This window comes from Aeromonas bivalvium (assembly GCF_046078285.1).
Taxonomy (GTDB): Bacteria; Pseudomonadota; Gammaproteobacteria; order Enterobacterales; family Aeromonadaceae; genus Aeromonas; species Aeromonas bivalvium.
Map to the genome: position 1 here is coordinate 1,417,926 of NZ_JBGXBV010000001.1, position 12,449 is coordinate 1,430,374.

General features: G+C 63.2%; 14 protein-coding genes. 8 read left to right on the plus strand and 6 right to left on the minus strand.

Annotation, left to right across the window (positions count from 1 at the left end; genetic code table 11):
- Nucleotides 1-34: 34 nt before the first annotated feature.
- On the minus strand, nt 35-1,702 hold the full coding sequence (ushA, locus tag ACEUCR_RS06425; protein WP_111873396.1) for a bifunctional UDP-sugar hydrolase/5'-nucleotidase UshA: 1,668 nt from the start codon (nt 1,700-1,702) through the stop codon (nt 35-37).
- A gap of 258 nt (nt 1,703-1,960) precedes the next feature.
- Between ushA and ACEUCR_RS06430 the strand changes: the two genes are divergently transcribed.
- From ACEUCR_RS06430 to ACEUCR_RS06440, 3 genes are all read left to right on the plus strand, one after another.
- Nucleotides 1,961-2,290, plus strand: a complete 330-nt coding sequence (locus tag ACEUCR_RS06430; RefSeq protein ID WP_111873397.1) for a DUF2956 domain-containing protein — start codon at nt 1,961-1,963, stop codon at nt 2,288-2,290.
- A 137-nt stretch (nt 2,291-2,427) separates the two neighbouring features.
- A complete protein-coding gene (locus ACEUCR_RS06435) occupies nt 2,428-2,763 on the plus strand; it encodes a hypothetical protein (RefSeq protein WP_408788856.1) in 336 nt (111 codons plus the stop codon).
- Nucleotides 2,764-2,877: 114 nt separating this feature from the next.
- Nucleotides 2,878-3,744, plus strand: coding sequence for a tetratricopeptide repeat protein (locus ACEUCR_RS06440; RefSeq protein ID WP_408788859.1), 867 nt, complete (start codon nt 2,878-2,880; stop codon nt 3,742-3,744).
- Nucleotides 3,745-3,837: 93 nt separating this feature from the next.
- On the opposite strand, the gene ACEUCR_RS06445 is transcribed toward ACEUCR_RS06440, so the two are convergent.
- Both ACEUCR_RS06445 and fkpA read right to left on the minus strand, forming a co-directional pair.
- Nucleotides 3,838-5,241 (minus strand): sigma-54-dependent transcriptional regulator, encoded by a 1,404-nt coding sequence (locus tag ACEUCR_RS06445; protein WP_041995553.1) that lies wholly within the window; start codon nt 5,239-5,241, stop codon nt 3,838-3,840.
- A gap of 151 nt (nt 5,242-5,392) precedes the next feature.
- Nucleotides 5,393-6,220 carry an FKBP-type peptidyl-prolyl cis-trans isomerase gene (gene fkpA, locus ACEUCR_RS06450; protein ID WP_041995550.1) on the minus strand — a complete coding sequence of 276 codons (828 nt, stop codon included), beginning with the start codon at nt 6,218-6,220 and terminating at the stop codon, nt 5,393-5,395.
- Between the two features lie 119 nt (nt 6,221-6,339).
- Between fkpA and ACEUCR_RS06455 the strand changes: the two genes are divergently transcribed.
- On the plus strand, nt 6,340-7,308 hold the full coding sequence (locus ACEUCR_RS06455) for a WD40 repeat domain-containing protein (RefSeq protein WP_408788862.1): 969 nt from the start codon (nt 6,340-6,342) through the stop codon (nt 7,306-7,308).
- A 14-nt stretch (nt 7,309-7,322) separates the two neighbouring features.
- The gene (locus ACEUCR_RS06460; protein ID WP_041995546.1) at nt 7,323-7,538 is read left to right on the plus strand and encodes a SlyX family protein; all 216 of its coding nucleotides are present in this window, start codon (nt 7,323-7,325) and stop codon (nt 7,536-7,538) included.
- A 72-nt stretch (nt 7,539-7,610) separates the two neighbouring features.
- Here the strand turns inward: ACEUCR_RS06460 and ACEUCR_RS06465 are convergent, their stop codons facing one another.
- Together ACEUCR_RS06465 and ACEUCR_RS06470 are read right to left on the minus strand one after the other, a co-directional pair.
- Nucleotides 7,611-8,234, minus strand: coding sequence for an FKBP-type peptidyl-prolyl cis-trans isomerase (locus ACEUCR_RS06465; protein WP_041995544.1), 624 nt, complete (start codon nt 8,232-8,234; stop codon nt 7,611-7,613).
- A gap of 111 nt (nt 8,235-8,345) precedes the next feature.
- Nucleotides 8,346-8,552, minus strand: a complete 207-nt coding sequence (locus ACEUCR_RS06470; protein WP_041995542.1) for a YheV family putative zinc ribbon protein — start codon at nt 8,550-8,552, stop codon at nt 8,346-8,348.
- 39 nt (nt 8,553-8,591) lie between these two features.
- On the opposite strand from ACEUCR_RS06470, the gene ACEUCR_RS06475 reads away from it, so the two are divergent.
- The 3 genes from ACEUCR_RS06475 (at nt 8,592) to ACEUCR_RS06485 (ending at nt 11,292) form a co-directional block, all read left to right on the plus strand.
- A complete protein-coding gene (locus ACEUCR_RS06475; protein ID WP_408788865.1) occupies nt 8,592-9,257 on the plus strand; it encodes a hypothetical protein in 666 nt (221 codons plus the stop codon).
- 132 nt (nt 9,258-9,389) lie between these two features.
- Nucleotides 9,390-10,295, plus strand: coding sequence for a chemotaxis protein (locus tag ACEUCR_RS06480; RefSeq protein ID WP_408788867.1), 906 nt, complete (start codon nt 9,390-9,392; stop codon nt 10,293-10,295).
- Nucleotides 10,296-10,311: 16 nt separating this feature from the next.
- Nucleotides 10,312-11,292: a hydrolase gene (locus ACEUCR_RS06485; RefSeq protein WP_408788870.1), complete on the plus strand. Its 981-nt coding sequence runs from the start codon at nt 10,312-10,314 to the stop codon at nt 11,290-11,292.
- Here ACEUCR_RS06485 and ACEUCR_RS06490 read toward each other — a convergent pair.
- Nucleotides 11,277-12,425 (minus strand): GGDEF domain-containing protein, encoded by a 1,149-nt coding sequence (locus tag ACEUCR_RS06490; protein WP_408788873.1) that lies wholly within the window; start codon nt 12,423-12,425, stop codon nt 11,277-11,279. The two genes, ACEUCR_RS06485 and ACEUCR_RS06490, sit on opposite strands and share 16 nt — an antisense overlap.
- Nucleotides 12,426-12,449: the final 24 nt, after the last annotated feature.

A 12,449-nucleotide genomic window follows, 5' to 3' on the forward strand; every position in this document is an offset into this window, starting at 1 on the left:
TGCGGTTTTTTGTTGTCCGGCACCGGGTGCCTGCTTATTTGCACGACTCGCTGGAGGCGGAGTTGAGGTAGCTCACCTCCCCCTTGGGCGCGTAGTCGGCCGCCTGGATCACCTGCTTGGCGGCGAGGAAATCCTTGAGCACGGCGGCATCCACCAGACCGGCATTGACGGTGTCTATCTTGGGATAACCATCGCCACCGGCGGCGCTGAAGCTCGGGATGGTGAAGCTGTACTGGGCGCCGGCATCGAACGGCTTGCCGCCGATGCTGGTGATGCTGACCGACTTGGCCTGGCAGTCCACCGCCATCTCTATCCCGCCAAACTGGGCATAGCCCCCGGTGTTGCCGGTTTTGGTGGCCACCTGACCCAGATAGCTCACCAGCTCGCTGCCCGGCATCACGGCCTTGTTGACCGTGTTGCCGAACGGATGCACGGTCAGCACGTCGCGATAGGAGATGTCCCCGGCCTGGATGGAGGCGCGCACCCCGCCCGAGTTGACGATGCCAAAGTCGGTGCGCAGGGTCTGCGCGGTGGCCGTGGTGATGAGGCGACCTAGGTTGGTCTGCCTGTTGCGCACATTGGCGCGCTCCCCATCGAGCAGGCCGTCGGTGGATGCGATCACCACTCCCAGCTCCTGGGCCCCCTTGTCCTGGTAGACCTGCAACACCCCTTCCAGGGCCGGATCCCGCACTATCTCCTCCTGGATGAAGGCACCTTGCTCGTCCTTGAGGTTGACCGGGATCAGCTCGTAGCTGGTGAGGGTGAAGTTGCCATCCTGGTAGTCAAACTGGGCGCGCCCCACATACTTGCCCCACTCGTGGGCCTGCATGATCCAGGTGCCATTTTGTTGATCAGGCTGGCAATCGTCACCGGGCTTGAAGTCGGCATACTGGTTCGCCACCCCGGGCTCCATGCAGACCGGATTCTGGGAGTGGCCGCCAATGATGGCATCCAGCTTGCCTGCGGGCAGCTGACGGGCCATCTCCACGTCCCCGGGGGCATTGCTGCCGTGGGCGCCATCGGCGTAGTGACCCATGTGGGTAATCGCGAAGATGACATCGGCCGAATTGCCCTGCTTGATGCCGTCTATTACCCGCTCCACTTCCACCTTGGGATCGCGAAATTCCAGGTTGAGCACATTATTGGGGTCCACCAGCTGGGCGGTATCTTCCGTGGTCAGGCCAATAACGGCAACCCGCAGACCATTTTTCAGTTTGAATATCTTGTAGGGATCGAAATAACGCTGGCCTGTCTTCTTGTCATATATGTTGGCCGAGACCATGGGGAATTTGGCCCATTGCCGCTGCAGTTCGAGAATATCGAGGGGATTATCGAATTCATGGTTGCCGACCGCCATGGCGTCATAACCGATATGGTTCATGGCAATAAAGTCCGGCTCGGCATTTTGCAGATCCGACTCGGGCACACCGGTATTCACGTCCCCGCCCGACAGCACCAGCACCTCGCTGTCGGCGGCCTTGGCTTCGGCTCTCAGCCGGTCGACCAGGGTCTTCTGGGCCGCCATGCCATATTCGCCATCCTCGTTGTGCCAGAAGCGACCATGGGTATCATTGGTATGCAGCACGGTGAGCTTGCACACATTCTCGACACAGGGCTCGCTCTCGTTCTTGGAGGTATTGCAGCCCGTCATCGCTGCCAACACGGCCAATGCCAGGGTTCCCTTTATCAAATTATGTTTCATTCCTTCACACCTTGATTTTGTTAGTATTCAGCCTGACCATTCCAGTCTTGGTCGCGGGCAATATATCAACCTTTGATATCCAATCGGCATCCTGGCTGAAAAAAATGACATAAGTGTGATCCGGCATTATTTCCCATTCGAACAATCGAGCGGGAAAACGTTTATCTTCGTTTGGTGCTATCCCCGGCCGATATAAGATGCTCTGCCCCGCTGGCCCTGAGTGTGCAATAATGCGGCCCCATCCCAGTGGAGCAACCCATGGCCAAATACGACAGACCCTCCCCCGAGACCCAGCAGGCGGCCCTCAAGGTGGCCCGCGCCAATCAGAAGCCGGGACAGACCAAGGAGCAGACCCAGCTCATCGCCCAGGGCATCCAGAAGGGGATCGAGGAGTACAAGAAGCAGATGAAGGCCCGTGCCCGGGAGGCCAATCGCCTGAAGAAGCAGCAGAGCCGCGGCGCACCATCCCCCCAGCCAGAGCAGGAGCAAGAGGTCGAGGTGATCGAGGTGAGTCGCCAGCATCCCCTGCCCTGGCTGCTGCTGGCCTTGAGCTGGCTGGGCTTCGCCGCCTGGCACTGGCTGGCCTGATCCATGGCGATGCGCAAACCTTTGCCTGGGATCCGCCTCACAGGGCCAAGCTGCCGGGCTGGTCAAGGCGCCATGGCACTGGTTAAATCCCGCCCCTCACCCAGACTCGTCCCCTTACTCATCCACAGGAGTGCACCATGAATCCGGCTCCCCTCTATCTGCTGGCCCCCCTGACGCTCTTTATCGTCACCATGGTGCTCTATCGCATCTCGCCGCTGCGCGCCGTGGCCTCGGGCAGCGCCCGCTGGTTCATCCTGCCCGCCTTCACCCTCTTCATCCTGCTCATCGTCATCAACAACGCCGCCAACCCGGCCCTGCGCAGCCCAGGATTTCACTGGCTGATGCCGGGACTCGGTTTCGCCCTGTGCCTCTTCCCCGCCCTGCCCAAGGCGCTGGTACCGCGCCTGGCGATCAAGGAGGGGGCCTTCGCAGCCCTTGGCCTGATGCTGATGAGCCTGGCCATGGTCTACTGACAGCATGGATTGACCCGTTTTTCATAGCGGAAGAGGCGCTCTGTGACGGGCGCCTCTTGTACAAACCCTGGCCGATGGGCATCTTGGTGAGAGGATCGCCAGCCAGGAGGCCAGATGCACAACCCGCCTGATTTCATGGCGCAGTGGGATTACCAGGATCCCGCCGCCAGCGCCCAGCGTTTTCAAGCTCTGCTGGCCGAGGCCCACACCGCCGACCTGCAGTACGAGCTGGAGCTGCTCACCCAGCTAGCCCGCACCCACTCCCTGCAACGCCAGTTTGCCCAGGCGCACCAGCTGCTCGACCAGATAGAGCCCCGCCTCACCGATGCCACCCCCCGCGCGCGCCTGCGCACCCTGCTGGAGCGCGGCCGCACCTTCAACTCCGCCGGCGACAAGGCCAGTGCCAGGACACTGTTTGAACAGGCCTGGCAACAGGGGCTCAGGCACAAGGAGCTTTATCTCGCCATCGATGCGGCCCACATGGTGGCCATCGCCGCCCCGCTGGAGGAGCAGAGCCGCTGGCACCAGCTGGCGATGGAGCTGGCGGAACGCAGTACCGATCCCAAGGTGCGCGGCTGGCTCGCCACCCTTTACAACAATCAGGGCTGGACCCTGTTCGAACTGGGCCGCCTGGAAGAGGCCAGCCAGTGCCAGCAAAAGTGCCTGGCCTGGCACCAGCTGCACAACAATCCGGCCAAGGCCTTCATCGCCCGCTGGAGTCTGGCCCGCATCCAGCGAGCCCGGGGCCTGCATCAGGAGGCGCTGACCGATCTGACCCAGTTGCAGGAGGACATGGCCGCAGCCGGTGCTCCCGAGGATGGCTATCTGTTCGAAGAGCTGGGGGAAAATGCGCTGGCACTCGATGATCCGGCCGCGGCCGAATACTTCGCCCGCGCCTGGTTTTTGCTGTCGCAAGATGGCTGGCTCAAGGCCAACGAAGCAGATCGGCTGAACCGGCTCAAGCGGCTGGGCAAGCTCTAAACCACGTTTACAGCAGCGGGGCGGCCAGTTGGCCGCCCCCGTTCACCTCTCCAGGATGACGAATCATGGCTGCCCTGGGGATATTGCCGTTACTTATACCCGGCTCGCCTCTTCCCAGCTCTGTTTCTTGCGATAAATGGTGGAGGGACTGATCTCCAGCAGAGCCGCCGCCTTGGGAATGTTGCCGTCGCAGCTGGCGATGGCCTGCTCTATGGTCTCCTTCTCCACCAGCCAGAGCGGGCGGATCGGGGCATTTGCCTGGGCGGGGGCAACGCCGCCGGTCGCGGTGGCCAGGGCGGCGCCGGCCTGCAGGCTGCGCCCTCCGTTGAGGGGGGGCGGTAGTATGGCCGAGCTCACCAGCTCGCTGTCGTTGAGCACCACTATGTTGCGCACCACGTTTTGCAGCTCGCGCACGTTGCCGGGCCAGGGATAATCGAGCAGCACCCGCGCCGCCTCGGCGTCGAAATCCTTGAAGCGCTTGTTCTCTTCCCTGGCGTAGTTCTGCAGCAGGTTGCGCGCCAGCAGCAGTATGTCCTCGCCACGCTCGCGCAGGGGGGGCAGGCTGAGGGGGATCACGTGGAGTCGATAGTAGAGATCCTCGCGAAAACGCCCCGCCTTCACCTCCGCCAGGGGATCCCGGTTGGTGGCGCAGACGAAGCGCACATCCACCGTCTCCAGCTTGCCGCTGCCGACCCGTTGCAGGGTGCCGGTCTGGATGAAGCGCAGCAGCTTGCTTTGCAAGTCGAGATCCATCTCGCAGATCTCATCCAGAAACAGGGTACCGCCATCGGCCAGGCTGGCGGCCCCCTTGCGATCCCCCTGGGCCCCGGTAAACGACCCCTTCACGTGGCCGAAGATCTCGCTCTCCATCAAGTCATGGGGAATGGCGGCACAGTTGAGGGCGATGAAGGGGCGCTCGCTGCGGGGGCTGCACTGGTGAATGGCCTCGGCGCACACCTCCTTGCCGGTGCCGCTCTCCCCGGTGATGAACACGGTCGCCTTGCTCGGCGCCGCGCTCTCTATGATGCGATAGACCGCCTGCATCGGCAGGGAAGCGCCGATGAAACCGGCGAAGGAGCTGCGCTCGAAGTTCTCCCGGTATTGGGCCACCAGGAAGCTGAGCTGCTGATGGTTGACGGCGTTGCGCACCGTGGCGCACAGTCGCTTGCCATCGAAGGGCTTGGTCAGAAAATCGAACGCCCCCAGCCGCATCGCCTCCACCGCCACGTCCACCGAGCCGTGCGCCGTGATCACCACCACGGCGCTGGGCAGCTGCTGCTCGGTGATCTGCTGCAAGATGTCCATCCCGGACATGTCCGGCAGCTCCAGATCGAGCAGCACCACGGTCGGCGGCTGGGCCAGCATCAACTCGATGGCTCGCTGCCCGCAGTCGGCGGACATGACTTCATACCCCTCCTGACGCAGGTACTGTTCGTAGACCACGGCCAGGCTGCGGGTGTCTTCCACCAGCAGTACGCGAGGTTTGTTTTCCGCCACGGCGATTCATCCTTGCGATTGATTTGCTTGTTTATTTTGCTGGGCTATCGCCATGGACTCAAGCCTGCGATCGCCTCTTTCTTGTACTCTGTCCGGCAAGCACCCGTAAAAACGGCTCCCGAAGGAGCCGTTTCACATCTCAGCCGTCGCCTTACTGCTTGGCAGCGGCGTCCGCCTTGGCGGCATCCCCTTCGGCGGCAGGCGCTTCGATGGCGAGCAGCTCGACATCGAATTCCAGCACGGCATTGGCCGGGATGGAGCCGGCACCATGCTCGCCATAGGCCAGCTTGGAGGGCAGGAAGAACTTGAACTTGGAGCCAACAGGCATCAGTTGAACGCCTTCGGTCCAGCCCGGGATCACCTGGTTGAGCGGGAAGGTGGCCGGCTCGCCACGATCGACGGAGCTGTCAAACTTGGTGCCGTCGATCAGGGTCCCCGTGTAGTGCACCTTGACCACGTCGGTGGCCTTGGGCTTGGCGCCGTCGCCCATCTTCTCGACCTGATACTGCAGGCCGGATTCGGTGCTCTTCACCCCTTCTTTCTTGGCGTTGGCGGCCAGGAACTCTTCACCCTTCTTCAGGTTCTCCTCGGCGTCCTTGTCGGCCTTGGCCTTGGTCAGCTCGTTGATCTTGGCATCATAGGCCTGCAGCACCTTCTGGATCTCTTCATCCTTCATGTCTGCCTTCTTGTCCAGACCGTCGGTCACCCCCTTGAGGATGACGGCGTTGTCCAGCTTGATACCGAGCTCTTGCTGACGCTCCAGGGTGTTGGCGATATAGCGACCCATGGAGAGGCCAATTGCATAACCAGATTGCTCTTCAAAGCTCTTGGCATCCGCCTTGGGCGCCTCTGCCGGCTGGCTGGCTTCTGCCTTGACCTCTGCGGTGTTGGTTGCAGCAGGTTTCTCATCTTTTTGGCAAGCAGTCAGACCTACGGCAACCGCCGCGGCCAGCAGGGACACCTTCAGAAAATTGTTCATCAGTTTCTCCAAAACTCTAAATACCGCTCTCGGTTCCTTCGTGAAATGAGAGGTTTATCGTGATAAGCGCCTTATACTAACGCCGGGATCCCAGGTAACGAAAGCATGAGACAGGAAAAATGATAAAAAGTGCCATTTATCTGATCGGGGTTTGTCTGATACTGACAGGCTGCAATTCCGAGTCTGCCTCGGATCGCCAGATCCCCCTCTCCAGCGCAGGTGCGGTGAGCGCCGATCTGAGCCAAGATGGCAAGCTGGCACTGGTCTCCAGCATAGAGCAGGGCACCCTGGCCTGGGATCTGGAACACGATCGGCAGTTGTGGCGCTGGCGCCTGTCGGACAAGCCGCAGGAGCAGGTCTTCATCACCCGCTTCGGCCCGGGGGCGAGCCATGCGGTGATCGCGAGCCTGGAGACCTTTGCCATTTGGCGACTGGATAATGGCCAGGCCGAGGGCTACTACTCCCTGCCCGAATCCAAACTGCGCGACATCGCCATCTCGAGCGACGGCCGCGCCGTGCTGATCGGCCGCGAGGATGGCAAGGCCGAGCTGGTGGACACCCAGAGCGGGCGCCGGATACAGTTTCTCGGCCACAGCGAGCAGGTCAACAGCGTGGATCTCTCCCCCAATGGCCGCTACGCCCTGACCGGCGGCAACGACTACAGCGCCTACCTGTGGGATACCCAGAGCGGCCAAGTGCTGCACCGCTTCAATCACCAGGGCCGGGTGGTGATGGTGCGCCTGGACGAGTCTGGCCGCTACGCCTTCACCGCCGACAGCCGCAGCGGCCGCATCTGGGATCTGGTCAGCGGCAAGGAGCTGAGCCGCCTCGACAAGTCATCCCGCTTCGAGGTCTACACCAGCGCCCGCTTCGCCAACCAGGGCAACTGGCTGATCACGGGCGCCCCGTCGCGCAAGCTCACCCTGTGGCGAGTCAAGGATGGCAAGGCCCTGGCCAACTGGCAGGTGGCCCCCCGCCCCGGGATCAAACCGCCTAGCGCAGTGGTGTACGCCGCCGCTTTGCGCGACAATGGCCACCTCGTCAGCGCCAGCTCCAGCGGCCTGGCGGAAATCTGGACCATCAAGTAAGGACCTAAAGGCCCATGAGTCAGCAACTTAACGATCGCATCGAGACCCTGGAAAGCCGCCTCGCCTTCGCCGAATACACGGTGGAGCAGCTCAATGACGAGGTCACCACCCAGGGCCGCGAGCTGGATCGACTCAAGCACCAGATCCAGCTGCTGGTAGATAAACTGCAGGGCGTGCAGCCAAGCCAGATCGCCAGCATGGCCGAAGAGACGCCGCCACCCCACTACTGAGCCCGTCCCTTCGCCCCATAAAAAAACCCGCGACAGTCGCGGGTTTTTTTATCATGGGGTCAGGCCCGGGGATCAGTGCTGGTGGCCCTTGCTGCCGCAGCCGCCACCACCGCAGCAACCGCCCTGCTCCTCGGCGTCATCATGGCTGTGGCCATGGTGACCGCCGCCACAGCAGCCGCCCTCGTGATCATGGTCGTGATCATGGTGATGACCGTGGTCATGGCCACAGCCACCGGCACCGTGCACATGGCCGTGCGCCAGCTCTTCTGCGGTCGCGGCACGCACCTCTTTGACTTCCACCTTGAACGCCAGGGTCACGCCGGCCAGCGGGTGGTTGCCATCGACCTTGACGAAGGATTCGGAGACTTCCACCACGGTCACCGGGCGGTGGCCATCGTCGGTCTCGGCGACGAACGTATCCCCTTCGGACACTTCCATGCCGTCGAACAGTTCACCCGGCACTTCTTGTACCAGGGTCTCGTCGTATTCACCGTAAGCCTGGGCCGGGGCCAGGGTCACTTCGAAGGCATCGCCCACACTGCGCCCTTCCAGCTCGGCCTCGAGGCCGGAGACCAGATAGCGAGTGCCATGCAGATAGACCAGAGGCTCCTTGCCGATGGTGCTGTCGATGACTTCACCGTGCTCGTCGGTGACCGTGTATTCCAGCGTAACTACGCTCAGGGGAGCTACTTTCATGTCAGTGATCCTGCGAATGAGAGAAAAAACCGCCCCAGAATACCCTAAAATGCGGGGCAAGCATATGGCGCGACCCGAGCCCGTCCCTGAGACGCACCGCCGGCAGCGTCATCATTCCGGCCGAAAGACGCCGATCACCTGCTCGGCCTGGCGGCTCGCCTCGGCCACCGCCTCCTGGGTCTGCACCTGGGTATCGCCACACTGGACGCAGGTCACCTTCTCGACTCCATGCTCCAGATACAGCATCATGGTGTCCATTTTGCCGCACGCCGGGCATGTCGCCCCGGCAATGAAGCGTTTTTTACGTCTGGTTTCCATTTTTGTTACCTCCGGGCAGCATCATATCAGGATTTACTCATGCATCACGCCATCGAATGTCAGCATTTTTCCCCCCGCTACCTGCACGCCGGTGCCCGCAAGCGAGCCCCCATGGGCCAGTTGCTGCATCTGGTTCAGGGTGCGGCCCTGCTGCGCCTTGGCCAGCATGAGCTGCTGCTCCCCGCCGGCAGCGCCTTCTGGCTGCCGGCCGAAGCACTGGCGGCCTTCACCCCCCTGGCCGGTTGCCGCTATGTCCGCGTACGCTGCTCCCTGCGTCTGCCCCAGCCGAGCCAGGCGGGCTGGCTGACGCCCGGCCCCCTGCTCAGCAGCCTGCTGGAGAGCCTGACCGACTGGCAGCGGCCACGGGAGTGGCACGGCCCCTATGGCCAGCGCCTGCAGGTGATCCACGATGAACTGCTGCACCATGCGCTCCAGCCTCAGGCCCATGACGCACTGCAGCTGGCCTGGCAGGCCCTGGCCCGGGGCGAGGAAGGGGCCGAGGCCACCTGGAACCGGCTGGGCGGCGCCCTGGTCGATGCCGATGCCCTCGTCAGCCAGTGGCAGCTGGTGCAGGCCCTGCGCCTGCTCAAGGGGGGCAACAAGGCTGACACCCTCCCCGGCAAGCTGGGTCTGACCCCGGCGGCGCTGGAGCAGGCCAGCCTGCGCTGGCTGGGCTGCCCCCTCGCCGACGGTCTGGCTGGATGAGGAGGATCCCTGGCCGCCACCAGGGAAGATTACAGATTTTCCGAGTGCGGTCGCTAACAGTGCAGGGCCGCCTTGAATGAACCCGGGTCCGCACCGTTTTGCCCTTATTCTCTCGACCACAGGATTTTTGCCATGAAAAGCAAGGCCAACCAATCCCAGGGGATGTTGCTGTTTCACCTCGCCGCCCGACAGTCATTCGCCATCGGTACCCTCAAGGTGAAGGAGATAGTGCCCTATACCCGATTGACCGCCCTGCCCCACGCACATCCGACCGTGCTCGGCGCCGCCAACATGCGCGGCACCACCATTCCCGTCATCGACATGGCGATGGCGGTGGGCTATCGACGCATCAGCGAAGAGGAGATGGCGAACTGCTTCATCATCATCACCGACTGCCGTCGTACCCTGGTGGGCTTTCTGGTCCGTGGCATCGACAAGATCACCGAGTGCAACTGGCGCGACATAGAACCCCCTCCCGCGGCCCTTGGCAGCAATGTGTTCGTGACCGGGGTGACCCGGGTGGGCGATCAGCTGATCCAGCTGCTCGATGTGGAACTGATCCTGTCGCGGGTCTATCCGGACGACCCCAGCCACCTCTATCCCGTGCTGACCGACGTGCAGCGCGAGCGCATCAAGCCGATGCGGATCCTGCTGGTGGACGACTCAGCGGTAGCCCGCAAGCAGCTCACCGCCGCCCTGGACTACATCAACATCCCCTATGAGGTGTGCACCAATGGCCGGGATGCCCTGACCCTGATGCAGGAGCGCGCCAGCCGGGGCACCCCCATCGACATTCTGGTGAGCGACATAGAGATGCCGGGACTCGATGGCTACGAACTGGCGTTCGAGGCCCAGAATGATGCCCGTCTGGCCCGGGCCTACATCATCCTGCATACCTCGCTGTCGAGCGAGATCAGCATCGAGCAGGCCCATCAGGTCGGTGCCCACGAGGCGCTCACCAAATTCGAGGCCAATGAACTGGTCCAGGCCATGTTGCGCGGTGCCGAGCATCATGACAGCCTGGTGAGCCAACCCTGAAGCGACCGGGATCAAGATGCTGACCGAGAGTCATTTTCGCGCCCCATGGTGGGCCCGCAACCCCCACCTGCAGACCATATTGCCCAAGTGGCTGCGCCGCCGGCCGGCGCGCTACGTCGCCGAGCGTTTCGAGCTGGCGGACGGCGACTTCGTCGATCTCGCCTGGAGCGGCCCCATCAGCCCGGACACTCGCCCGCTCATCGTGCTGTTTCACGGGCTGGAGGGCAGCGTGGAGTCCCACTATGCCCGCGGCATGCTGCAACACCTGCAACGTCGGGGCGACCAGGCGGTGCTGATGCACTTTCGCGGCTGCAGCGGCGAGCCCAACCGCCATCTGGGGGCGTATCACTCCGGCGCCATCGAAGATGCCCAGGCGCTGATCGCCGAGCTTGCCCGTCGCTTCCCGGGCAAACCGCTGCTGGCGGTGGGTTACTCCCTGGGGGGCAACATGCTGGTCAATCTGCTGGCCCGGGCCTGTCCCCCCGCCCTCAAGGCGGCGGCCGTGGTCTCGGCCCCCATGCGGCTCGATGCCTGCTCGCACCGGATCAATCAGGGCTTTTCCAGGGTCTATCAGCGCTACCTGCTCGGCACCATGCGCGCCCACCTGCTGCGCAAGCTGGCGTGCCATCCCCAGGCCGGCGCTCCGTTTCTTCCCCGAGACATCAAGGCCATTCGCACCCTGCACGAGTTCGACCAGAGGGTGACGGCTCCCCTGCACGGATTCGACAGCGCCGAGCACTACTATCAGAGCTGCTCCGGGCTGCCGCTGCTGGCCCGGATCCCGGTGCCGACCCTGATCCTCCACGCCGCCGATGATCCCTTCATGACCCGGGAAGTGATCCCGCGTCCGGAGCAGCTTTCACCCCAGGTACGCTATGAACTGAGCCAGCAAGGTGGTCATGTGGGCTTCGTCTATGGTCCCCCCTGGCGGCCGCGCTTCTGGCTGGAGGAGCGGCTCGGCCAGTGGCTCGACGAGCAGGGTCAGGCCGCCCCATAACCGTCTCGCCCCTGCTCCTTGACCCGATAGAGGACCTCGTCGGTGCGCTGCAGCAGCATGGTCAGCGTCTCTCCCGCTTGCCACTGGGCGATGCCCTGGCTCAGGGTGAGATGGGGCGCCACCTCTGACCCCACGTGGGGCAGTGCCCGGGCCGCCAGGGTCTCGCGGATGCGCCTTGCCACCTGCAGGCCGCCAGCCTTGTCCGTCTCCTGCAGCAGCACCACGAACTCCTCCCCCCCGTAGCGGGCCACCAGATCGCCGGGTTCCCGCACGCTCTCCTCCAGGCACTCGGCCACCAGGATCAGACACTCATCCCCGGCCTGATGGCCGTAGTGATCGTTGTAACGCTTGAAAAAATCCACATCGAGCAGGATCAGGGTCAGCGGCATCTCCAGGGTCACCCCCTGGGCGATGGCCCGTTTGCACACCTGATCGAAGTGACGGCGATTGGCCAGCCCGGTGAGGGGATCCTGGTGAGCCAGGGCATCGAGTCGCTGCAGCATCAGCCGCTGTTCATGCTCCCGGTTGACGGCCAGCACGAACCAGTTCTTGAGCATGCGCCGCCCCGTCTCCAGCACCACCAGCAACACCAACAAGGACGCGACGAATGCCAGGGGAGAGGCCACCGTCTTGAGCAGCAGCATGCTGGCGAAGCCGAGCAGGATAGGCAGGCAGAAGCCGTAGAGGGCCCGGCTCACGGGGTAGAGGGCGATGAGCCCCAGCAGCAGCAAGGTGGCCGCCAGGGCGGGTTCCAGCACACTCCTGCCCGGCAGCTCGCTCTTGAGCAGGGCGTAGATGACGCCCGCCCAGAGGCAGCCCCATATGAGCGCCAATAGGCCGACACTCTGGTGCCAGCGCGGCAAGGACAAGTGGCGCAACCAGAGCCAGATCGCGGGCTGCAACAACAGCAGCAACACCATCAGCCAGAGCTGGGCACTCAATTGCCAGGGCAGCGCATGCTCGACCAGCAGGTGCATCTCCTGCATCACCCGCACGTGAAAGAGCAGGAAGAGGGCGATGAGCAGCTGCACACCCCAGATCCAGAAGGTCCCCTTTCTCAACGCATCACGGCCGGCCTGCTCGAGCAGGCGTTGCAACTGAGGTGAATGACGACGACTGGACAATAGCGGCATAAGCCCTCCCCATGGACGAAAAAC